15 protein-coding genes are annotated in these 23,355 nt (G+C 48.4%); 9 read left to right on the plus strand and 6 right to left on the minus strand.

The window, feature by feature from the left end:
- Positions 1-145: 145 nt before the first annotated feature.
- Positions 146-2,143, plus strand: coding sequence for a DNA sulfur modification protein DndD (dndD, locus tag QUA99_RS02600; protein ID WP_333239553.1), 1,998 nt, complete (start codon positions 146-148; stop codon positions 2,141-2,143).
- 266 nt (positions 2,144-2,409) lie between these two features.
- On the plus strand, positions 2,410-2,811 hold the full coding sequence (gene dndE, locus QUA99_RS02605) for a DNA sulfur modification protein DndE (protein ID WP_015179042.1): 402 nt from the start codon (positions 2,410-2,412) through the stop codon (positions 2,809-2,811).
- Here the strand turns inward: dndE and thiD are convergent.
- The gene (thiD, locus tag QUA99_RS02610) at positions 2,808-3,647 is read right to left on the minus strand and encodes a bifunctional hydroxymethylpyrimidine kinase/phosphomethylpyrimidine kinase (protein WP_333239555.1); all 840 of its coding nucleotides are present in this window, start codon (positions 3,645-3,647) and stop codon (positions 2,808-2,810) included. The genes dndE and thiD overlap by 4 nt on opposite strands.
- Before the next feature lie 182 nt (positions 3,648-3,829).
- Between thiD and QUA99_RS02615 the strand changes: the two genes are divergently transcribed.
- Complete coding sequence (locus QUA99_RS02615; protein ID WP_333239557.1) at positions 3,830-4,609, plus strand: MBL fold metallo-hydrolase; 780 nt, start codon at positions 3,830-3,832, stop codon at positions 4,607-4,609.
- 159 nt (positions 4,610-4,768) lie between these two features.
- On the opposite strand, the gene ftsZ is transcribed toward QUA99_RS02615, so the two are convergent.
- Both ftsZ and QUA99_RS02625 read right to left on the minus strand, forming a co-directional pair.
- Positions 4,769-6,043: a cell division protein FtsZ gene (gene ftsZ, locus QUA99_RS02620; RefSeq protein ID WP_333082420.1), complete on the minus strand. Its 1,275-nt coding sequence runs from the start codon at positions 6,041-6,043 to the stop codon at positions 4,769-4,771.
- Between the two features lie 334 nt (positions 6,044-6,377).
- Complete coding sequence (locus QUA99_RS02625) at positions 6,378-7,280, minus strand: FtsQ-type POTRA domain-containing protein (protein ID WP_333239559.1); 903 nt, start codon at positions 7,278-7,280, stop codon at positions 6,378-6,380.
- Positions 7,281-7,618: 338 nt separating this feature from the next.
- Between QUA99_RS02625 and QUA99_RS02630 the strand changes: the two genes are divergently transcribed.
- Positions 7,619-8,950: an ATP-binding protein gene (locus QUA99_RS02630; RefSeq protein WP_333239561.1), complete on the plus strand. Its 1,332-nt coding sequence runs from the start codon at positions 7,619-7,621 to the stop codon at positions 8,948-8,950.
- A gap of 204 nt (positions 8,951-9,154) precedes the next feature.
- Here the strand turns inward: QUA99_RS02630 and QUA99_RS02635 are convergent, their stop codons facing one another.
- On the minus strand, positions 9,155-9,457 hold the full coding sequence (locus QUA99_RS02635) for a hypothetical protein (protein ID WP_333343469.1): 303 nt from the start codon (positions 9,455-9,457) through the stop codon (positions 9,155-9,157).
- Positions 9,458-9,906: 449 nt separating this feature from the next.
- Here QUA99_RS02635 and QUA99_RS02640 point away from each other — a divergent pair, with 449 nt between their 5' ends.
- The 3 genes from QUA99_RS02640 to QUA99_RS02650 all read left to right on the plus strand — a co-directional run bounded on the left by QUA99_RS02640 (position 9,907) and on the right by QUA99_RS02650 (position 17,926).
- Positions 9,907-15,384: a WD40 domain-containing protein gene (locus tag QUA99_RS02640; RefSeq protein WP_333239563.1), complete on the plus strand. Its 5,478-nt coding sequence runs from the start codon at positions 9,907-9,909 to the stop codon at positions 15,382-15,384.
- A gap of 947 nt (positions 15,385-16,331) precedes the next feature.
- The gene (locus QUA99_RS02645) at positions 16,332-17,138 is read left to right on the plus strand and encodes a TPM domain-containing protein (protein ID WP_333236329.1); all 807 of its coding nucleotides are present in this window, start codon (positions 16,332-16,334) and stop codon (positions 17,136-17,138) included.
- 164 nt (positions 17,139-17,302) lie between these two features.
- Entirely contained in the window at positions 17,303-17,926 is a 624-nt protein-coding gene (locus QUA99_RS02650) for a precorrin-8X methylmutase (protein ID WP_333236327.1), read from the plus strand.
- A 116-nt stretch (positions 17,927-18,042) separates the two neighbouring features.
- Here QUA99_RS02650 and QUA99_RS02655 read toward each other — a convergent pair whose 3' ends face one another.
- On the minus strand, positions 18,043-18,681 hold the full coding sequence (locus QUA99_RS02655; protein WP_333236326.1) for a response regulator transcription factor: 639 nt from the start codon (positions 18,679-18,681) through the stop codon (positions 18,043-18,045).
- A gap of 111 nt (positions 18,682-18,792) precedes the next feature.
- Positions 18,793-19,989, minus strand: coding sequence for a sensor histidine kinase (locus QUA99_RS02660; protein ID WP_333236324.1), 1,197 nt, complete (start codon positions 19,987-19,989; stop codon positions 18,793-18,795).
- 463 nt (positions 19,990-20,452) lie between these two features.
- Between QUA99_RS02660 and QUA99_RS02665 the strand changes: the two genes are divergently transcribed.
- Both QUA99_RS02665 and QUA99_RS02670 read left to right on the plus strand, forming a co-directional pair.
- Positions 20,453-20,902, plus strand: coding sequence for a hypothetical protein (locus QUA99_RS02665; RefSeq protein ID WP_333236322.1), 450 nt, complete (start codon positions 20,453-20,455; stop codon positions 20,900-20,902).
- A gap of 300 nt (positions 20,903-21,202) precedes the next feature.
- Positions 21,203-23,182, plus strand: a complete 1,980-nt coding sequence (locus QUA99_RS02670; protein WP_333236333.1) for an efflux RND transporter periplasmic adaptor subunit — start codon at positions 21,203-21,205, stop codon at positions 23,180-23,182.
- Positions 23,183-23,355: the final 173 nt, after the last annotated feature.

A 23,355-nucleotide genomic window follows, 5' to 3' on the forward strand; every position in this document is an offset into this window, starting at 1 on the left:
CCAAATCCACTGCTAACCACCCCCACCAACCACCCATCTGTTAAATCCGCTGCTAACCGCCCCCCACCAACCACCCATCCGTTAAATCCGCTACCAACTCCCTTGCTAACCGCCCCCCCACCAACCAACAACATCTACATCTACAATGCAATTCCTCGAACTCGTCCTCAAAAACTTCGGCCCCTATGCAGGCACCCAAACCATCAATCTCCGCCCCGAAAAAGACGGAAATCCCTGCCCAGTCATTTTATTTGGCGGCATGAATGGCGGCGGCAAAACCACCCTCATGGACGCCATTCGCCTCGCCCTCTACGGTGGGCGCGCCCAATGTTCCACCAGAGGCAATTTAAGCTACAGCGACTTTCTCAATCAATGCGTCAACCGCCACACACCCCCATTAGAAGATACCCGCGTCGAACTAACATTTGAACAAGTCCAAGATGACAAATTAGCTCAATTCAAAATAGTTAGATACTGGAAAAAACTAGATATCAAAGACAACCTAAGCATTCTCATATACAGCGAAATTGTCAGCGATTGGTGGTCGGACAAAGCGATTACTAACACTTGGGACGAATACATCGAAACCCTTTTGCCCGTCGGAATATCCAACCTATTTTTGTTTGACGGCGAACAAGTAAAAGAACTCGCCGAACTCGAAACACCGCCAGAGTTTGTCGTCGGGGCGATTAAATCTCTTTTAGGTTTAGAATTAGCAGAACGCCTCGCCGTCGATTTAGAAATATTAGCCGGCCGCAAGCGGAAAGAAATTGCTGGCAAAAAAGACTTGGCTGCTTTAGAGAAAATAGAACAAACTTTTAAGAAAATTAGTGATGAAATAGACTCAGCTAAGCAAGAACAAGCCAGCTTTAAAAACGAGTTAGATAAAGCTCAAAAAAATCAGCAACAAGCATCAGACAAGTTTATTTTTGAAGGCGGAAAAATTGCCGCCGATCGCAGTCAACTAGACAGACAGCTAAACGACTACAGAAATCAGGCAGATAAAACCCGTCAAGCCATGATGGAATTGGCATCAAATACGCTACCACTAGCCCTAATTTCGCCCTTGCTAAGTGAAGCCAAAATTCAAGCAGAAACAGAAGCCAGCCAGCAGCAAGCAAAGATTGCCCAAAATGTTATTAAACAAAGAAGCGATCGCCTTCTCAACTACATCGCGGAAATCTCGTTAAATCCCCAACAGCTAGATAAAATTCAAGACTTCATCCGCCAAGAAAACCAAGAACTCGAACAGCAAGCCGGAACAGACTCCCCACCCTGGATGAACGCCGACAACAACAGCATCCAGCAACTAGAAAACCTCCTTAGCTACCAAATCAAAGCCCAGCAAATTCTAGCCCGCGATCAAATAGAAGAAATCAAAAGCATCGAAGCAGAAATCGACTTCACAGACAGACAACTGGCAACCGCAGCTTCCCCCGAAGCCTACGAAAAACTAGAAGAAGAAGTCAGGAAAGCCCAAAAAGCAGTCGCTATCGCAGCCGCAGCCTTGGAATCAGCCAACCGCCGCGTCGATGAATTAGAGAAAGAATTAGCCAAAAACCAAAAAGAACTAGAAAACTACAGCAGCGAATACATCACCATCAGAAACAGCCAACACGTCATCGCTTCCATCGCCAAAGCCCAAGCCACCCTGAAACTCTTTAAAGAAAAACTCACCCTCAAAAAACTCAACAAACTCGAAATAGAAATTACCGACTGTTTCCGCTACCTGTTGCACAAAACCGACCTCGTGCACAGAGTTGCGATCCACACTCAAACATTTAGCCTCTCCATTTACGATCCAGAAGGCAAACCGGTACCCAAACACCGACTTTCAGCCGGGGAAAAACAATTGCTGGCGATCGCCTTTTTGTGGGGATTGGCGAGAGTATCCGGGAGACAATTGCCAGTGGCGATCGACACTCCCTTGGGCCGCCTCGACTCCTCCCACAGAAACAACCTAGTCGAACGCTATTTCCCCTCGGCCAGCCACCAAGTCATCCTGCTTTCTACCGACACCGAAATTAGAAAAGTAGAATACGAAAAACTCCAAGAATTAGAGGCGATCGCCCACAGCTACCTCCTCAAATACGACTCCGCAAAACACCAAACCACCGTCGAAAAAGGTTACTTCTGGGAATGAAAATTCAGGCTAAAAAATAGCCGCAACCCCCTTGACTTTGCTGGGGAGTTGCGGTAGTATATATAGGATAATGGGATGGTGGCGAAAATTTTATTTTTGCCACCATCCCATTATTAAGGATAAATCCTACTACAATCAAAATACCAAAAAAAACCGATTTAATCAAGTCGCGCCGTGTAAAAAAATGTTAATTATTTCTCGTTATCTAGAGGCTTTGCTTCCCCAATATTAACACTTTTTACAATATACCAAACCATCTCAAACTCATGGAACCACCAGTCGATCGCATCCGCCTCTCCCAAACCGGCAAAGACCAACTATCAAAACTGAAACGATCGACCAAAATCGATCAGTGGAATATTCTATGCAGGTGGGGATTTTGCCGATCGCTCGCCGAACCCAGCATCCCATCGCCAGTACCAATTCCCAGCGACAGCAACGTCGAATTAAGCTGGGATGTCTTCGGCGGCGACATGGCCGATATCTTGATAATGGCCCTCAAGCAGCGCTGTCACCAAGACAATTTAGGCACAGAAAAAGAAACTCTAGCCAAACAGTTTCGCCTCCACTTGCACCGAGGGATTGGTTATTTAGCCGGCGATCCGAATATTAAGAAAATCGAAGACTTGGTGGCGATCGCTCTATCGCCTGAGAAATTAAGAAATTAACTGACTGTTGACTTCTTCCCTCTTCCTTCTTCCTTTAACAGTGGGAAAAAATGACCTACTGGCCCTTGACCTTCCCCAATATCCAAAGCATATTTGAGAGCAGTAGTAACATAATCTTTAGCCAATGTCACCGCTGTCAATAAATCTTTACCTAATGCTAAATTAGCGGCGATCGCAGCACTCAAAGTACAACCAGTCCCGTGAGTGTTGGGAGTATCAACATTTTCAGTCTTCAACACATCCAACCGCGTACCGTCAAACCAAACATCAATCCCCCGCAAATCTCCCGCCATCCCGCCGCCCTTCACCAAAACAGCTTTCGCACCCAAACTGTGAATTCTCTCCGCAGCCGATCGCATATCATCCACAGAATCAATCTGCAAACCGCTCAAAATCTGAGCCTCAAACCGATTCGGAGTCACGACAGCAGCCATTGGAATCAAAACATCCTGCAAAAAAGCGATCGCCCCGTCATCAATCAATCGATCGCCCGATCGTGATACCATCACCGGATCGACAACCAAATTCCCTATTCCTAAAGCTTTCACCTGTGAAGCCACCGCCGCCATAATTTCCCGATTCAGCAGCATCCCAGTTTTCACAGCATCCACCCCAATATCCCCAACTACCGCCTCAATTTGAGCCGCCACAGCCTCCGCAGACAAAGCATCTACCCGCGTCACCCCCAAAGTATTTTGAGCCGTCACGCAAGTCAAAGCACTCGTACCGTGCACGCAGTGAAACGCAAAAGTCCGCAAATCCGCCTGAATCCCGGCCCCCCCGCCACTGTCAGATCCAGCCACAGTCAAAGCCACAGGAATTCTCGATTTAACCATCTTTTTCAACCGCAGATAAACGCAAACTTTCCCCAGACACATCCCATCATATCTGTGGCACGGGCGTCCCGCCTGTGCTTCCCCGTGGCACGGGCGTCCCGCCTGTGCTTCCTAAACGGTTAAAATTCCCAAACAAAATTAGCTATGATTAAACCAATTGTAAAGAATTATTGCAAACAACAGTGAAAATCACCCGAATCGACCTCAACTCTTGGATCTTCCACATCGCAGGCCAAACCATCCTCGTCGATCCCTGGCTAATCGATCCCCTCGTATTTTACGGTCAACCCTGGCTGTTCACCGCCTACCACAACACCCCCGTCGCCTTCACTCCCAGCACCTTACCGCCGATCGACCTCATCCTGATTTCCCAAGGATTAGACGACCACTGCCACCGACCAACACTCGAACAGCTCGATCGCACAATTCCCGCGATCGCCTCACCCACCGCCGCCAAAGTCCTCAGCAGTTTAGGCTACACCAATATCACATCTTTAGCAAATTGGCAAGAATCAAATTTTAAAGAAAAGTTACAAATAACCGCCGTACCCGGAGCCGAAATCCAGCCGGGACAAGAAGAAAACGGCTATTTGCTTAAAGATTTAAGCAGCGGCGAGACACTTTATTACGAACCGCACCTGCCACCATTAGAAAAAGTCAAACAGAAAATAGACACAGTAGACGTAGCCATCGCCCCAGTCATCGGTCAAATCTTCCCATTCCTGGGACAAGTCATCATCGGCCCTTCGGAAGCCCTCAGCCTCGCTCAAACACTCAAACCTCGGTTTTTCCTGCCTACAGCGGCGGGAGACATCCGAGCCACAGGCATTTTACCAATGTTAGTGCGATCGATCGGCAGCATCCCCGAATTTCGCGATTTACTAGCAAAATCGGGACTCTCCACCCAACTCCTCGAACCCGAACCAGGCCAAACCTTGGAGATTTTAGATTTTAGATTTTAGATTTTAGATTTTTTAGATTTTGATTTTAGATGCTCGATATTTTAGATTTTTTAGATTGGAGATTGGAGATTCAATGCCAAATCCCCAATCTAAAATCCAAAATCTAAAATCCAAAATCGCCAAATCCCCAATCTAAAATCTAAAATCTAAAATCTAAAATCATCTTGGCGGGCGACGGTTGCGCAAAAACTCAGGAATATCCAATCCCAAATCCTGTGGCGGTTTCGCTTTCGGATCGGGCGTCTGTTGAGCAGGAGTCACCGGCACAGTTGCAGCCCGCCAAGGAGCATTAACATTTTGCGTCCGCCCCGGAGTCGGAGGCGGGGAAACTTCCCCGGAAAAACCAGTAGCGATCACAGTAATCTTAATTTCGCCCTGAAGCCGCTCGTCAATCACCGCTCCAAAAATAATATTGGCATTCGGATCGACAACCTCGTAAATCGTCTCAGCCGCCGCATTCACCTCGTGCAGCGTCATGTCAGTACCGCCAGTGATGTTAAACACCACACCTCTAGCGCCCTCAATAGACGAAGCTTCCAGCAGAGGCGAAGAAATAGCCTGCATCGCAGCCTCCCTAGCCCGCGACTTGCCAGAACCCACGCCGATGCCCATCAAAGCCGAGCCCGCATCAGCCATTACTGCCCGCACGTCAGCAAAGTCAACATTCACTAAACCGGGAATAGTAATAATGTCAGAAATACCCTGAACCCCTTGGCGCAGGATATCGTCAGCAACTCGAAAAGCCTCTTGTACCGGCATTTGTTCCGAAATCACAGACAGCAGCTTGTCGTTAGGAATTACGATCAGCGTATCCACCCGGGTTTGCAAAGCGGCAATCCCTTCTTCAGCTTGGCTGGTGCGCCGCCGTCCCTCAAACGTAAAAGGCCGGGTCACTATGCCCACAGTCAAGGCGCCCATTTCCTTAGCCACCTCAGCCACGATCGGAGCTGCGCCCGTGCCCGTACCGCCGCCCATGCCGGCCGTGATAAACACCAAATCCGCATGATTCAGAGCATTAGCAACCTCGTCGCGAGATTCCTCAGCAGCCTTTTGACCGATCGCCGGATTGCCCCCCGCCCCCAAACCGCGCGTCAACTTCTGTCCGACTTGCAAGCGTTTCGGAGCATTTGAGAGAACTAGAGCTTGGGAATCCGTATTCACACACCAAAACTCGACACCAGAAACCTCGCTAGCAATCATCCGGTTAACGGCGTTGCCCCCACCACCGCCGACGCCAATTACTTTGATTTTGGCAGCGCTGCTGGGCATTATGTCTTTGGGATTGACCATAGGATCGATATCAATACTATCTACATTTACATAACCAGACTTGCGTCTAAAGGGATTGGCGGAATCTGCAGCCACCGGAAAATTTTTTACTTCTTCCGAAGGGGGACTGTCTTGGTCAGACCCCTGTCTATTATTAAGCTTCATTAGAGTCGGGGATAGTAGATTACAGCTTTTTAACTAAACGCCAATTCACAATCAACTATAGGCTAAGTTGCGCGAAAAACTAACACTGGTCGATGCTTAATGTTAGCAATCTCGGATTTGGCCGACCTCGCTAGCCCAGACCTCGCTTGACGCCATCCAGGTACTTGACCGGATTAAGGCAGTTGTAAGCAAGGCAGAAGGAAAAAAAAGGATACTAGCCCCAAACGCGGGGTGCTATCCAAAAACTGTGCTGATTGCAAGCCCTGCCTATCGATCCTGGTGGGCAAAAATTCTGCCTGTCGATCGATACCTTCTACCTTCTGTTGACAGAGAATCAATTCTGGGCGCGAGTGGGTGCGGGAGTTGAACTCTCCAAACTGGGGGGGAGTTCTGGCAAATGGACGATCGGCGAAGCAGGATTTTTCAAGTCAATGTAGGCTATTTTGCTTGAATCTATCTGTTTTGGCAATTGTCGCATTCGGTCTAAAACCTTAAGTTGCTCCGCAGTCTTGGAACTGTAAGGCCCTAAGTGTACGGTACCGATCTCTGTTTTCAAGATCAAGTTGTTCGGGTTTTGCCAATTAATCTCAAACACTTTCACCGTCAAGCCGCTGAGTCCTTGGTAAAACTTCGGCCAATAGGCGCGATACTGTTCCAAAGGTCCGATGACTTTTAAAGTGGGCAAAGAACGCTGAGGTTGCGTTCCCGGAATGCTGCCGGGCCCGATCGAACTATTCTGCGATCGTACAGCAGTATAACTATCCGACGGCATCCAACCTCCGCGAGCGTCCAGCCACCCCACTTTTTCCTTGTCGCTGTTGGATCTCAACACCGCTGTCGGCTGCGCCACCGCCACCGGCAGGCGTTCTGCCACTTCTACAGTCAAACTCGGGGGAAACAAGTTGCGAGTCACCTTAGCTTTGGCGATGGGCCCCGTTGACTCCAACTTTTCGGCCAGGGCCTGCGGTTGAATCCCCCACAGCGACTGCGGGTAAGACAGCGGCACCAAAGACCGCACCGCTTTATCCGACAGCCACTGATTGCCCTCCACCTTCACTTGTTCCGATCGGGCAATCAACCAAGCCGGCTGAGCAATCCACCACAGCAAACCTCCAGCCATTGCGCTCGCTGCCAGCATTTGCCACACAACAGCCGCCAATCGAGCGCGCCTCTGCTGTCGCAACTTTTGGCGCCTGCGCCCTAACTCTGTTTGAGAAACCGCTCCAAAACTAGCCATCTACGTCTTGACAATATAGTAATTAAGGATTAACACAAATTCAAAACTGTTTAATCTTTGTCTCTTGAGCCCTGTTTTCCCCTACCATTTAACCAGATCCCCGCAAATTTACCCAACCTCCTGCCAATATCAGTAATATCACTGATCCCATTAAGTAATAAAAAATTATTAATTAAAAATTCCCAATTCCCGCGCCGGGAAAACCCCTTGCCAGATCAAGGTTCTTTGGGTATTTAGGGCCTTACCCCACAGGGCAAAAGGTTACAAATCAAACTAAACTCAACTAACGAAAGTTTAGACTTTCGATTAACTTTTTTAACTTTTATTCGGCTTCAATTGTGATCGCACTCGAATTAGACAGATTCTATAAAGCCTGCAACCCGAGCAAGACCCTTGTTGCGGGAGACCCAGGAGATTATCAATACTACATTGATTTTGGTTCCGTGCGCGGTGGGAAAATCATTGAATCTTTACAGCGAACCATTACCCGTATCTCCCCTGACGAGCCAACCTGTCAGCTATTTACAGGCCATATCGGGTGCGGCAAATCCACGGAATTGTTTCGACTGAAAGCTGAGTTAGAGCAAGAGGGTTTTTGCGTCGTCTACTTCGAGTCTTCCCAAGACTTAGACATGGGGGATGTAGACATCAGCGATATTTTGCTGAGCATTGCCCGCCAAGTCAGCGAAACTATGGAATCGGCTAAAATCAAACTCAGACCGAGCTATTTTACGAATCTGTTTGCAGAAGTGGCAGAATTTTTGCAGACTCCCATAGATTTGTCAGCGGAAGCCGAGTTATCTGTAGGTATTGCTAGAGTTACTGCTAAAACTAAAGACTCTCCCAAACTGCGATCGCAACTCAGGCAATATCTCGAACCCCGCACCAACAGCATCTTGCAGTCGATCAACGAAGAACTCCTCAACAAAGCTAACGCCGAACTCAAGCACCAAGGCAAAAAAGGGCTCGCAGTCATCGTTGACAACCTCGACCGCCTCGACGCCTCCCTCAAACCCAGCGGACGCACCCAGCCAGAATACCTGTTTTTAGACCGCGGCGAACAGTTGAAAAAACTCAATTGCCACGTCGTCTACACGATTCCCCTGACTTTGATTTTTTCCAACGACTTCGGCCGCCTCGCCAGTCGATTTGGAGTCAAACCCAAGGTGATGCCGATGGTACCGGTGCAAATGCGATCGGGTGACGACCACCTCGAAGGAATGGCACTGCTGCGACAGTTAGTATTGGCTAGAGCTTTCCCCACAGTTGCTCCCCTTCAACGCATCGATTTGATTTCCAAAGTATTTGACTCACCCGAAACTTTAGACAGGCTTTGCCGGATTAGCGGCGGTCACGTTCGCAATCTACTGATGCTTTTGTATAGCTGTTTGCAGCACGAAGACCCGCCGTTCTCTAGCGAATGTCTCGAAAGCGTCATTCAAGAATATCGCGATGACCTTTTGGCAGCCATCAATGACATGGAATGGGAACTGCTGTTTCAAGTCGTCAACCGACAAAGTGTAACCGGCGAAGAAGAGTCTCAAATCTTGTTGCGAAGTATGTTTGTCTTTGAATACCGCGATCGAGAAGGTCGCTGGTTTGGTATCAATCCAGCCCTAGCAGAAACCAGAAAATATCAGGAGTGGCAGAAGCGCAGCGACCAAAAATAGTTGGGATTTTTGAGATTGCTGAGCGATTCCCCAAACTTTTCACGGCGAGTGAATTAGAAACTCTTTAACACCATTTCCTAAAAATAATGCAACTGTAGGCGAGTTCCCAACCGCGAACTTCATTAGTCATTCTCAATTCTTTAATCGAAAATCGAAAATCGAAAAGGGCATAACTTCTGATTCACGGGTCAAAACTCCGAACTCTTACAATCGAATACAGCACGCAGTCAGCGGTTTTTGCCGCTGGCTGATTGGTGTAGGATGGCGACTGCACGCCGCGAATGTTATGGCAACAATGCCCGAGGGTTGGGACATTCTTAATTCCTCAAACCCATGCGGTCGATTGGTTCTTCCTTCTTTGTACCCGATCGCGAGTTGCCCCGATCCCTGAGCGTAGCCGAAGGGATCGGATCCGAATGGAAGGGAGCCGAAGGGTCTTTTTGCTTCTACTGATTGCCGCCTAAAAACTTGCCACCACCAAGGACTTTCCCCAATCTCAACTCTCATATCTGCAATGCCCGACCCCCTATGTCTGTTTTTACCTGTTGCTCTTAGCCTCAACTAATTCCATCCCCGAGGACAATTTTTTGGGCTGTTTTGCTAAATCCCCGCTACAGATATATCGGACTTGTTTACTAATAGCTAGTCGTCGCTATTAGCCATAAATTTAGTTGTCGGCTATTGATGGTCTGCAGCCATTTATCTGTAGCTGACTAAAAAATATATTAGGCGGGCTTCAAATTTTATTGTGAAGTCTAGCATTCTCCGATCTTGAGAGGTATGATATCTTTACATTGGGTATAATGACTGTGTAAGTATTGATAAAAAAAGTACGCAGAACTACGTAGTTCTACTGATATAAAGCGCCCGATAGAGACGGGTATCTCTAAGTAGATACGATTTCAGTCGCCATCGGCGAGCGTTAGGTAATTGATTTCTGCAAAAGGGGTGCACGCATGACCGATCTAATTAAGGTACAAGAAACTGCCAGCTACAACGAGCGAGCACTCAAAACTCTAGTAAGAGCGATCGCAATGTCTCAACAGCAATTTTCGCTAATTTTGGTGCGCTGCAACTACGAGCAATTGCGACAGCAAATAGCGCAACGTCTGCGAGAAATTTGCCCTGTTCAAATACAAGATATAGTCCTGCCAGCAGGAGTCAAAACCCTCTACACTACCCTACTAGCAAACACGCTCCAGAGCCGGTATTCGCCCTCCGATTCTGCCTCGGCTTTGATGGTATTCGGTTTAGAAACAGTAGTAGCGATCGACGAACTGATGGCCTCTACCAATCAAGTTCGAGACGAATTTCGCAAAAATTTTTCCTGCCCGGTGATTTTGTGGGTAACAGATGACATCGCGACCAAAATGATTCGTTTGGCCCCGGATTTCAAAAGTTGGGCCGCCGCCACCATTAAATTTGAAATGGCCGTTGACGAATTAATTAATTTCCTCGCTGGGCGCGCCGATACTATATTTAAAGTAGGCGAACTAAATCAAGAACTCCGTAGCAGCACCGCCGGCACCCGAACAAGTTTTGCTACCTGCACAACCGACTGGGAAAAACGCGCCTTGGAACGCGAAATCAGCCCCGGAGAAAGCTTTCTCACCTTTAACTCAGGCCCCCAAAACGGACGACAATCAGATGTCCGCTCCTATTCGCCTTTGAGCCCCGGCAATACTCTTGATTTGGCGATCGGCTCTTTGCCCCGCCGAGAACTAGAATTAGCTTTAAGAGATTTACAAAATCGCGGTCAAGAATTAGAACCCGCCCTCAAAGCCAGCCTGCAATTCGTTCTCGGTCGAGATTACTATGTCAGCGACCAAACCGAAACTGCCTTAATTCACTACCAAGAAAGCTTAGCATTTTGGCAGCAGCAAACCGGCAACTGGGAACTCGCAAACTGGGAAGATTCCGAAAACAGAAAAACCCTCTCTTCCTCCTTGTCGAATCCTGTTCCCAACATTTTATTTGTAGAGAGAGAAGGCATAGTGCTGTTTCACATAGCCCTGTGTCACAGGTTGCAAGCAGCCAGAAATCCGGTAGCCAACCGCCAGCACTGGGAACAAGCTTGGATTAGCCTCGAACAATCTAGAAACGCTTTCTCCCTTGCCTCGCGCCCCGAATTGGTAGCTGAGGTGACAGCACACCTCGGAGAAGTGCTGCAGCGCTTGAAAGCTTGGGGAGAGTTGCAAGCATTAGCTGAAAATTCTTTGCAGTTGCACTTTACTTACGGTACTCCCAGCCAACTAGCTCAAGATTACGGCTTTTTGGCTGAAGTTGCCCTGCAACAGTCGAGGTGGAGTCAAGCCCGCCAGCTAGCCGAGTTAGCTTTGGCAATTTTGGATCAAACGCCTAACGATTTGAGATTGCTGATTGAAGATTTGAGATTGGGGTTTGAGGGAAATTATCCAGAAATTGTGGGCACTAACGAGTCAAGTAACGATCCAAAATCTAAAATCCAACATCCCAAATCCGACAGAAGTTCGTATCTTTTACTGCTAGCCCGAAGTTTGCGGCAGCTAGACCAGTGGGAAGCGGCGGTTCATTCATTGGAGTTGGCTCAAGCTCAAAGCGAGCCGAAGTACGACCCCCGACTTTACATCGATATTTTGACGGAACTGCAAGCGGTTTATTTCGAGCAGGGAGAGTATCTCAAAGCTTTTCGGATTAAAAAAACCCAACGTTCGATCGAATATCAATACGGATTTAGAGCTTTTATCGGAGCCAGCCAATTGCAACAGCAGCGACAAGCCGTCAATCCTTCGAGTCCCTCAGCTCAAAATCAAGCCGCCATCGCAGCGTCCATGACAGCTTACTCGCGTCAAAAAGATATCAATAGCTTGCTAGAAAGAATTAGCAGGGACGACCATAAATTAACTATTATTCACGGGCCCAGCGGTGTCGGAAAAAGTTCTCTAGTCAATGCCGGCTTAGTACCTGCTTTGAAAAATATTACTCCGGGCGCGCGCGATACATTGCCCGTAGTAGTCAAGGTTTACACCGACTGGCTCGTGGAGTTAGAAAATGCTTTAAACGGCGCACTGTACGACAAACAAGCCGAAGAGGAAAGAAAATTAATCTCCAAAGGAGTACAGGAAATCCACAAAAAAAGTTGCTCGGTTATCCCACAGTGCAGCTCGGAAATTTCTTCTTTTATTATAGATAAGTTGCGCGATAATGCCACAAATAATTTGTTGACTGTTTTGATATTCGATCAATTTGAAGAGTTTTTCTTTGTTTCGACATCAATGGCACAAAGACAAGTTTTTTATAACTTTTTGCGCTTGTTTTTGAACCTGCCTTATGTCAAAGTAATTCTGTGCTTGCGCGAAGATTATTTACACTATTTACTGGATTGCGATCGCTTCCCAAATCTTGACGCTATTAACAATAATATTCTCGACAAAAGTATCCGCTACCAACTCCGCAGTTTTTCTATCAAAGATGCGCGGGCTGTCATCGGACACTTAACGGAACGGGCGGAATTTTATTTAGAGCCGGCACTGATCGATGCCTTCGTAGAAGATTTAGCAGACGAACTGCAAGAAGTGCGACCGATCGAATTGCAGGTAGTGGGAGCGCAACTGCAAGAAGAAGGTATTACCAGTTTAGCACAATACCAGCAATTGGGGGACAATCCCAAAGCGGAATTAGTGAAACGATCGCTCGAAGGAGTCATTTCTGACTGCGGCCTGGTTAACGAAGACGCAGCTTGGAAAATCTTGTTTTCCCTGACAGATGAAAGAGGCGTTCGACTGATAAAAACCAAACACGAACTCTCGTTAGTGACAGGCCAGCAGCCAGCAGATGGCGGCAAAACCGAATTATCGGCGATCGGCAAAAACCGAATTTCCCTACAGCGACAGTTTGCAAAAGAGCCAGAAAGCCGACAAAAGAAAACCGATAACCTCGACTTAATTTTAGACATTTTAGTCGGTCACGGTTTGCTATTTCTGCTGCGGGAAGCCCCAGAAGACCGCTATCAATTGGTACACGACTATTTAGTGCGGCCGATCCGCCAAAGATTCGGTTTAGAAGCCAGACTGCACAAAGCAGAAGCCGACAAAAACATGAGTCAAGCACAGCTCTACCGAGCCAATACTTTTCTCAAACAACTGCTGGGAGTAGCAGTGATCGGCGTACTGCTGCTGACCAGTTCCACCATCGCCGCCGTAAACTTTTGGTGGCGGGCCGTGGGTCAAAAACAGCTAGCTGTCGCTCAAACTCAGCGAGCAGAAATTAGTACCCTCACAGCAGCTTCAGAAGCCCTTTATTTCTCAAACAACAAATTTGATGCCATGATGGAAAGTTTGAGAGCGGGGAGACAGTGGAGACAAATCGAACACTCTCAAGAAATGCACACTCTCAAAGACACCGAAATTCTGATTTCTGCTGCCCTCCAGCAGGCAGTTTATGGCGTCAAAGAACGCAACCGCTTGGAGGGACACGGCGACGTAGTTTGGGGTCTGGGTTTCAGTCCTGACGGCCAAACAATAGCTTCTTCAAGCGTAGATAAAACCGTCAAACTTTGGCGGCGCGACGGCAGTTTGCTGGCAACTTTCAAAGGTCACACTAACAGCGTCTCCTCTGTCGCGTTCAGTCCCGACAACAAAACCATCGCCTCGGCAAGTTTAGATAAAACTGTCAATATTTGGCAAACTGACGGTACTTTGCTAGCAACTTTCAAAGGCCACACTAACAGCGTTACCAGCGTTGCGTTCAGCCCCGACGGCCAAACGATCGCCAGTGCATCTAGAGACAAAACTATCAAACTTTGGAAAACCGACGGCACGCTGCTGCAAACGATCGAACAACTAGCTCCCGTAAATTGGCTCAGCTTCAGTCGCGACGGCAAAATAGTCGCTGTGGCGAGCGATGACGGTACTGTGAAACTGTGGAGTTCTGACGGCAGGTTAATCGCTAATTTTTGGCACAGCCAAAACAGAAAACCCTCGAAAGTTTACACCGTCAGTTTCTCCCCCGACGGTGAAAAGATCGCCAGTGCCGGTGAAGACACAACTGTGAAAATCTGGAGCATTGCCGCTCAAAAATATTCATTCAGAGAAAATTCGGCACCAGCACATAAAGGTGAACTGCTGGCAACTTTGCGGGGACACAGCAAGTGGGTATTTGGTGTCAGTTTCTCCCCCGACGGTCAAACACTTGCTTCAGGAGGTGCAGACGGGACGGTCAAACTCTGGAGTCTGGCTGGTATGGGCGACAAACGCCCAACCGATGCTAGCAACATTAAACCGGAGAGCCGCTTGCTGAGAACTTTTGAGGGACACGCCGATCGAGTTACTCAGGTGAGTTTTAGCCCGGACGGCAAAACTCTGGCTTCAGCAAGTTTTGACAAAACACTCAGGCTGTGGCGGCTCGATGACGTGCCGCTCAAAACCCTCGACGGACACCAAAACCGGGTGCAAAGCGTTACTTTCAGCCCCGACGGCCAAAAGCTCGCTTCTGCTTCTACGGATAAAACTATCAAACTCTGGAGCCGCACGGGAGTTTTGCTCGAAACCTTGGAAGGACACGCTCAGAGAGTCGCCAGCGTCAGTTTCAGCCCCGACGGCCAGCTAATTGCTTCTGGGAGTTACGACAAAACGGTGAAAGTCTGGAGTTTGAAAGAAGAGGGCGTGAGTAATATTCTGCCTTGTCCTTCGGCTCCGCTATTCCCGTGTTCGCCTTCTGTGCTTTTTAGTCTCGACGGCCACGGGGACAGCGTGATGAGCGTGAGTTTTAGCCCCGACAGCGAGATTCTCGCTTCGGCGAGCAAGGACAAGACTGTTAAACTCTGGACGAGAAACGGCAGGTTGATTAAAACTTTGACGGGACACACAGGCTGGGTGACTGGGGTGACTTTCAGTCCCGACGGAGAAATGCTTGCTTCTGCAAGCGATGACGGTACTGTCAAACTCTGGAATCGGGACGGTCGTTTGCTGAGGACTTTGGAAGGGGCTCACAACAGTTTTGTGTTGGGGGTTGCTTTTAGCCCTGACGGCAAAATGCTGGCTTCGGCGGGTTACGACAATTCGGTGAAGCTGTGGAAGGTGGACGGGACTTTGGTTGCGACGCTGCTTAAAGGTTCTAGCGACAGCGTGACCAGCGTGAGTTTTAGCCCGGACGGTTTGTTGGTTGCTTCGGGCAGTTACGATCATAAGGTGAAGCTGTGGAGCCGCAGCGGGACTTTGCTGAAAACTTTGACGGGTCACAAAGATAGCGTGATGAGCGTGAGTTTTAGCCCGGATGGGAAGGTTCTGGCTTCTGCTGGCCGGGATAATCGGGTGATTTTGTGGAATTTGGATCTTGACGATTTGCTGGTGAGGGGCTGCGATTGGGTGGGGGATTATCTGAGAACTAATCCTAATGTGAGCGATCGCGATCGGCGTCTCTGCGACGGGGTAGCGGCAAAACCAAATCGATTTTAGATTTGCGATTGGCGATTGGGGGATTGAGTCGATTTTCGATTGGCGATTTTAGATTTTCGATTGGGGGATGCGGTCGATTTGCGATTGGCGATTGGCGATTGGCGATTGGCGATTGGCGCTTGGGGGATTGAGTCGATTGGCGATTGGCGATTGGCGATTGGCGCTTGGGGGATTGAGTCGATTGGCGATTGGCGATTTTAGATTGGCGATTGGGGGATTGAGTCGATTGGCGATTGGCGATTTTAGATTGGCGATTGGGGGATGCAGTCGATTTTAGATTTTCGATTGGGGGATTGAGTCGATTTTAGATTGGCGATTGGGGGATTGAGTCGATTGGCGATTGGCGATTTTAGACGGAACTTACCCCGCACATAAGATTCATTTCTTCTGAAACCATTACAGGGCAAGACTTTCCTGGAGCGGGAAAATCAAGTACATGACTACAACTTTTTACAACCCTTATGTGGAGCGGGTTTGAGTTAATTTTATGATACAGCAATACTTTGGTTATAAATATTAAGAAAATCTTAAATACATGGCTACAAAATTGGAACTGCCAAATAGCTAAAACGAATACGGCTCAAAGAATACAGCCACCGAAACTACCCCCTGCAGGGGTAAGTTCCGTTTAGATTGGCGATTGGGGGATTGAGTCGATTGGCGATTGGCGATTGGGGGATGCGGTCGATTTTAGATTTTCGATTGGGGGATGCAGTCGATTTTAGATTTTCGATGTTACTCACCCCCTTGAGGAGCTCGATCGCTAATTTCTCCGCGCTTCCCCCTCTCCTTCTCCCCCTCCCCCTTTCTCAAAAACTCTTTCCCCCTTCCCCTTGCTCTCGGCTTCCTGTAAAGTAAATAATTGTAAAGAAATATGAGTTTTCTCTTATCCTCTGGTTAAGACCGCCACCTCGCATTCACAATTAAGACCCGGATTATAAGTTCCTATGTCACAGCTTTTCCCGCGAAAATTTCTAGCCTTTGCTGCCGCATTTTTTCTGGCTTTGTCGGTGTGGACGATCGCACCTGCGGCCCACGCTTTCAACAATCCTGATTTGTTGCCGTCTACTCAGACGCCGATCATTGATTTAGCTAAAGCCCTCACGGATATTGAAGAAGAGGGATTGGCAAAAAATTTAAAGGCCTTTGAAGCCGAAACCGGGTGGAAACTGCGAGTGCTGACTCAGTTCGATCGCACGCCCGGTTTGGCTGTCAAAAGTTATTGGGGGCTAGATAACAAGAGTGTGTTGCTAGTTGCTGACCCCCGAGGGGGCAATTTGCTCAATTTTAATGTGGGCGACTCGCTGTATCCGCTGCTGCCGCGAACTTTTTGGGTGGAACTGCAAACCCGCTACGGTAATCAATTTTTTGTCCGGGACAATGGCGAAGATCGAGCGATTATTGAATCTTTGGAGTCGATCGAAGGCTGTTTGCGTCAGGGCGGATGCCGCGTGGTTCCCGGTTTGCCGAGGGAACAGTGGATTCTGACGTTAATTACGTCGGTGGTTGGCGGCGTCATCTGCGGGTTTGCGGCTCAGCCTCGGAAGCCGGGACAGGTTGTGGCTTGGCAGTGGGCGCTGATTTTTTCGCCGCTGTGGGGCATTCTGTTTTTCGCTTTCGGACTTGGGCCGGTGGTGACTCGGACTTCTGACTGGTTGCCTGTGGTTCGGAATGTCTCCGGTTTTGCGATCGGAGCTTTGGTGGCATTCCTAACTCCGGTGCTGGGTAAGTCTTCTTCGTCGTCGGAAACTTAGTTGTCAGTTGTCAGTTGCCAGTTGCCAGTTGCCAGTTGCCAGTTGCCAGTTGCCAGTTGCCAGTTGCCAGTTGCCAGTCAACAGTCAACAGTCAACAGTCAACGAATTGACTAAAAGCTGGTAAGCTGATACCTGACAACTCAGAGGCGACAGCTATCCAACAAATGGAATGGCACGTAAGCGATGCCCAGAGTCTGGGATTAATCGATAACGAAATTGGCGACCACGGTTTTTCAGCGGCGGAGTACGAAATAGTCCGCCGCGTGATTTATGCGACTGCTGATTTTGAGTACAAGTCTTTAATTAGTTTTTCCGATCAGGCTTTGCAAGCCGGGGCCGCTGCTTTGGCTGCTCGGACTACGATCGTGGTAGATGTGCCGATGGTGCAAGTGGGAATTACGCCCCTGATCCAAAGTACCTTTGCGAATCCGGTTTACTGTTCGATGGAGGCTTTGACGCGCCCCCAAAAGGAAAGGACGCGGGCTGCTTGGGGGATTGAAACTTTGGCAAGACGCTATCCTGAGGGGATTTTTGTGGTGGGCCAGGCTCAAACTGCTTTGTCGGCGATCGTGGATTTGATTGAAGCTGAGGAAATTCGACCGGCTTTGGTGATTGGGACTCCTTCTGGGTTTGTGGGGGTTGACGTGGCGAAGTCGCGGCTGCACGATTCGATGATTCCTCACATTCGGATTGAGGGCCGCAAGGGCTCTGCGGTGGTGGCTGTGGCTGTTGTTAACGGGCTGGTGGATTTGGCTTGGCAAGCTTACGGCCAAGAGGGGAACAGTTGATGATTTTGTGTGCTGCTGGCGCGGATGGGTGGGTGTAAAAAATCGGGCGGTAAGAAAGTGGCTGAATCTGTCTCTGAGCAAGGCTTGGATTGCCACTTTCAGGCATCGGTAAGTCCCTAATTAAAGAGTGAATGAGCCAACAGCGCGGCTTGAGTTCGATCGCGCAAATTTAACCGACTCAAAATATTCGTTACATAGTTCTTGACAGTGTTTTCCGACAAAAATAAGGTTTGAGCAATTTCTCGGTTGTTCGCGCCCGAAGCTATTAAACGCAATACTTCTAATTCTCTGGGCGTGAGTTGCTCTAATTCTGGCGGAGAAACAACCGTCGGATTAGTTACAGCAGGAGTCATCAGGGCTTTTTCAAACAATCCCGGGCCGAGTTGCGTGTGTCCTTTATAAACAGCGCGAATCGCTAACGCAAGTTCCTCGGGTTCGGTATCTTTGAGCAGGTAGCCTTTTGCACCCAGCCGCATTGCTTGGCTGACATATTCATCGTCATCAAATGTGGTTAAAACCAGCACTTTTGTATCGGGATAAGATTCGGCGATCGCCCCGGTTGCTGCTACGCCATCCATCACGGGCATCCGAATATCCATCAGCACAATGTCGGGCTGCAAAATGGGGATTTGGGCGATCGCCTCCTGTCCGTTTTCAGCTTCACCAATTACCTGCATATCAGAATAGCATTCCAGGATACTCTTGATTCCCCGGCGAATAATATGCCGGTCGTCCACTAGCAAAATCCGAATCATATAACAATCCTCGCATCAATTAGCGTCGGCAAAACCGCACTGCATTATCATTTCTTCAGCCTCTTAGAGAGGGACAAAAGTTTGTATAGACGCGGTTGAAACCGCTGATTCCTATATGTTTTGAGAGGGCAAAGAAACCGAAATCCGGCAACCGTTTCCAGACTTGCTGTAAATCGCAAATTGACCGCCTGCCGCGGCCACTCGTTCGCGCATTCCCTGGAGTCCGAATCCAGTGGTATTTTGTGCGGGCTCGAAGCCTTTGCCGTTGTCAGCAATCGACAAATAAATCTGTCCTGCGTGTTGCTGCAACCCAACATTCACCATCGTTGCATCAGCGTGTTTGTGAATATTTGTGAGCGATTCTTGCACAATTCTGTAAAGTGCTGTATTGATTTCCTGAGATAGCAGAACTGGTAAGCGAATCGAGTGGGAAACTTCGATCGCAGTCATGCGCTGAAAGTCTTGCAGAAGTTTGTCGATCGCACTTTCGAGGGACAATCCTTGCAAAGGATTCGATCGCAACACCGAAACAGATTTGCGAATTTCTAACAAAGCTTCCGATCCGAGTTGTTTGGCCTGTTTCAGAAACTCCAGCGCTTTCTCATCCTCCGATTTCCATACCAATAGGGCATTATTGAGCTGAATCGTTTGAGCCGCGAGGGTGTGTCCGAGTCCGTCATGGATTTCGCGGGCAATCCGATTGCGTTCCTGCAAAGTTGCCTGGTCTTCAATTCGCAGTGCATAGTGGCGGAGTTGTTCGTGAGTTATGGCTAATTTATCATGGGCAATTTCTAATTGCTCTCGGCTTTGGCGTTCCGCAATCAACGCATTAATTAACAATAAAGCGAACACTAATGTCAAGCCAAATAATAACACATTGCTAAATCGCCATTCCCAAACAGTTGCAATGACTTTTTCAGGTAAAATAGGTTTTAATAACAGTAGCGAGCTATAGGACAGCAGGGCTAAAACCAAGACTGTCACCTGCCCAGGCTGGCGAAAGATCAGACAACTCCGCATCAGCAGCACGAGAAAAAGCAAAAAGCTCGATCGGCTCGATAAGCCTTCCCGGACAATTGGCAGCAAAATCAAGCCAAATTCTAGGGCTGTAAATAAAACTTTTCTACCTAAGCGAACGGTTGGCAAACGCAACCCGATAGCGCCGAAAAGTGCGATCGCGCCAACCCGTAACAGCGGCGACCATAGCGAATGAAACGGGTGCAGCACTTCCATCAAGGCTGCCGTCGCCAGCAGCAGCCACTCCAAATAAAGCAACAAACGAAAGGACGGATAGGTCAAGCGAATCATAGAACTTTTCCCCATCAAAAGCTGGAGCGATTCAAGCAAGGTCGCTGACCTAATTGTAGAAGGTATCTTGGAGTCAAAAAACACGTTACCCCCTTATGTTCAGAAGGCAGTAGGCAACGCGCAGTGAATCGGGATTTAACGGATGAATGTTGAGGGAATTGGAATTAGTCATCGGTCATTGGTCATTGAGCAATTCTCCCACTCTCCCACTCTCCCCCTCTCCCACTCTCCCCCTCTCCCGCGCTCCCCTTTTGCCATAACAGACAAGTTATGTGTAGCAGCTTAGCGAATCTGCCAACGATCGCGCTAGAGCCTTTTGGGCTGATTTTGGCCTTTGGGACTAGGAAAAAAGTCACAACCGCAAAGTGCTTTTTGACTAATCAAGTTAGGAATCTTGGGTCATGCGCTGGCTGATTTTAGCCGATAAGATTTGGTGGTGAAGGTTAATTAGAGGCAGTGAAGCATGAAAAGAACAACGATCGCAGCAGCATTTGTCCTCGTCGGTGCACTTTTGGTAGGCGGTTTGTCTGCTAGTAGGCAATCCAATACTTCCGAAGCTACCCAACCTGACACGACTGCGACCAATCCAGTAAGTTCCGACCAAGCGAAGGCGGATTCTGCTTCCACTCAAACTGCTCAACCTGTCGCGGCGACTGCAACTCCAAGTTCAGCGCAACCGAAAGCAACGGATGCAGAACGCGCACAAAAACGCGAGGAACTTCGCAAACAAGTCGAAGCGGTGTTGACTCCCGAGCAGGTACAACAGTTAGAAACCAAAGTCAAGGGAGGTGAAAAAATGCGGAAAGCTTTGTCCGAGCTAAATCTCACCGCCGAACAAAAGACAAAAATTAAAGAAATTCTCAAGACTGTTTATCCTCGGGGGCAAAAGCAGTCTCAAACAAGCTCGCAATAACGTTCCGATCGGGCAATTTGCAGTGCGTAACTGATACAGAACTTGCGCGGGTTCTCCGGCCTACTCCACAAGAAAATCGATCTGTTGTGGAACAGGAAATATGCCTGTTCTTGAGAATGATAAATGATACAAAATGTTAGTTACAACTGAGATGTTGCTCGCCTTTTGCACCATTGTCAATAAGCATTTTACGAACAGGCTTTCCGGCCTGTAAAGCGAGAAAATTTATCTCCTGTAGAACAGGCCGGAAAGCCTGTTTTTGAGAATAGTGCAAGATGTTAGTTACAAAAGAGGTTTGTGATGATCGAGGAAATTATTAGTGAAAGTCGGAATGGCACTCGCCCTAAAGTTTCTGACGAAAATCTGAAGCTGAACGAGCAACCGACGCACAACGTAGAAATTGTTAGTGAAACTCCGAAAGACGCTCTCCGCGAAGTTTTTCAGGAAGCTCCAACATTGCCGGAGAGCGAACCGGCGGAAAGTGTTGCAGCCAAACAACCGACGGAAAAGGTGCTGGCGAAAGGGCGGATTGCCCTGTTTCTGCTGGGGTTGCTGCTGGTGGGTGGGTTGGGATTTTTGGTTTGGGTGCGATCGACTGCTCCTAAAGCGGAAAAACCGAGCCGCAGCGGCAGACTGCAAATAACTCCGGTAACGGTGGCAACAGTAACGAAAAAAACGGTTCCGATACAGTTGCAAGCGATCGGCAACGTGCAATCGAGTTCTACTGTCTCGGTGACACCACAAGCTAGCGGGCGGATTACAGGAGTTTATTTCAAGAAAGGACAAGAAGTTAAGAAAGGACAACTGCTGTTTTCGATCGACGATCGCTCTCAAACTGCCTCGATCCAGCAAGCTCAAGGAATCGTAGCAAAAAGCCAAGCACAGGTGCAACAAGCCACAGCCAACCTTTCTAAAGACCAAGGAGTTGTCGAACAAGCCAGAGCAACCCTTGACAAAGACCGAGGAATTGTCGAGCAAGCCAAAGCGACCCTTGCTAAAGACCAAGGAATTGTTCAGCAAGCCAGAATGACCCTTGCTAAAGACAAAGGAATCGTCGAACAAGCCAGAATGACGCTGGAAAAAGACCAAGGAGCAGTCAAGCAAGCGATCGCCACCTTGACCAAGGATCGAGCTCAAGCCCAATATGCCGAAGCACAAAGTCAACGCTACGCAGCCCTCTACCAACAAGGAGTAATCAGTCAAGACCAAGCCCAACAATACGCTACCAGCAGCCGAGCCGCTGCGGCAACGGTCGATCTTGACCAGCAAGCGATCGCCAATGCTGAGACGGCGGTGAAGAGCGATCGCATCGGGATCGCCAATGCTGAGGCAGCCGTCAAAAGTGATGAAGTGGCGATCGCCAATGCTGAGACGGCGGTAAAAAGCGATTTAGTGGGGATTGAGAATGCTGAGACGGCGGTGAAAAGCGATTTAGTGGGGATTGAGAATGCTCGGGCCGTAGTGGAAGGCGATCGGGCTGCGATCGAGGGTTCTCAAGCTGGGTTGAGTGCAGACGGCGGTGCCTTGAAAAATGCTCAGGTGCAATCATCCTATACCAAGGTCTATGCGCCGATCGACGGGCGCGCCGGAAATATTCTGGTGACAATCGGCAATGTGGTGCAAGCAAGCACCGACAAACCCTTGGTGACAATCTCCACAATTAATCCAATTCAAGTTGCGTTTTCCGTTCCTGAATCCAACCTCCCAGACATCCAAAAATACGCAGACAACGGCAAACTTAAAGTTGATGTCACCTTTGCCGGAAACAATCGTCCAATATCGGGAACCTTGTCATTTGTGAACAATACGGTTGACAATGCCACTGGCTCCATTCAACTGATTGGCGACTTTAATAACGCAGATGGCAAACTTTTTCCAGGTCAATTTGTTAACACAACTCTAACATTAAGTCAACAACCAAATGCGATTGTTGTTCCCTCACAAGCTGTACAGACAGGGCCGAACGGACAATTCGTATTTGTCGCCCAAGAAGACGATACAGTGGAAAATGTGCCTGTAGTTGTCAGCAATACAATCAACGGCTTAACTGTCATCAAAAAAGGTCTGGATGCGGGTGATGAAGTTGTCACCGACGGACAAGCAAATCTGGTTGATGGTAGCAAGATTCGCATTAAAACCGCCGCAGATGCTAAAGATAATTCAGATACTAAAGGCAATAATAATTCAGACACATCAGGGGCTAAAAAATCCTGGGTAAAATCGGGCAGCGATTCCAATTCATCGGGAAATCAGTCATGGAAATCGCGTAAGAATCCCTAGGGCGAGCGATTTTATATTTGGATTATCGAAAGTTGTTTTGCAGACAAAAGTAATCTCAAACCCCTGCAATTGCTTCACTTCGTTTCGTTATTGCCCGATCGCGAAGTCGAAGGTTAAATAGTCAACCATCATTGAGTTTTGCGACGGACGTACAACAGTCAACCGTCAACCGT

The organism is Microcoleus sp. F10-B2 (genome assembly GCF_036704965.1).
GTDB lineage: Bacteria > Cyanobacteriota > Cyanobacteriia > Cyanobacteriales > Microcoleaceae > Microcoleus.

Bases quoted from the DNA above. Each gene is read 5' to 3' on its own strand.
- dndD (WP_333239553.1), top strand. From the start codon at position 146: ATGCAATTCCTCGAACTCGTCCTCAAAAACTTCGGCCCCTATGCAGGC.
- dndE (WP_015179042.1), top strand. From the start codon at position 2,410: ATGGAACCACCAGTCGATCGCATCCGCCTCTCCCAAACCGGCAAAGAC.
- thiD (WP_333239555.1), bottom strand. From the start codon at position 3,647: ATGGTTAAATCGAGAATTCCTGTGGCTTTGACTGTGGCTGGATCTGAC.
- ftsZ (WP_333082420.1), bottom strand. From the start codon at position 6,043: ATGAAGCTTAATAATAGACAGGGGTCTGACCAAGACAGTCCCCCTTCG.
- QUA99_RS02625 (WP_333239559.1), bottom strand. From the start codon at position 7,280: ATGGCTAGTTTTGGAGCGGTTTCTCAAACAGAGTTAGGGCGCAGGCGC.
- QUA99_RS02635 (WP_333343469.1), bottom strand. From the start codon at position 9,457: ATGAGAGTTGAGATTGGGGAAAGTCCTTGGTGGTGGCAAGTTTTTAGG.
- QUA99_RS02640 (WP_333239563.1), top strand. From the start codon at position 9,907: ATGACCGATCTAATTAAGGTACAAGAAACTGCCAGCTACAACGAGCGA.
- QUA99_RS02645 (WP_333236329.1), top strand. From the start codon at position 16,332: ATGTCACAGCTTTTCCCGCGAAAATTTCTAGCCTTTGCTGCCGCATTT.
- QUA99_RS02650 (WP_333236327.1), top strand. From the start codon at position 17,303: ATGGAATGGCACGTAAGCGATGCCCAGAGTCTGGGATTAATCGATAAC.
- QUA99_RS02655 (WP_333236326.1), bottom strand. From the start codon at position 18,681: ATGATTCGGATTTTGCTAGTGGACGACCGGCATATTATTCGCCGGGGA.
- QUA99_RS02660 (WP_333236324.1), bottom strand. From the start codon at position 19,989: ATGATTCGCTTGACCTATCCGTCCTTTCGTTTGTTGCTTTATTTGGAG.
- QUA99_RS02665 (WP_333236322.1), top strand. From the start codon at position 20,453: ATGAAAAGAACAACGATCGCAGCAGCATTTGTCCTCGTCGGTGCACTT.
- QUA99_RS02670 (WP_333236333.1), top strand. From the start codon at position 21,203: ATGATCGAGGAAATTATTAGTGAAAGTCGGAATGGCACTCGCCCTAAA.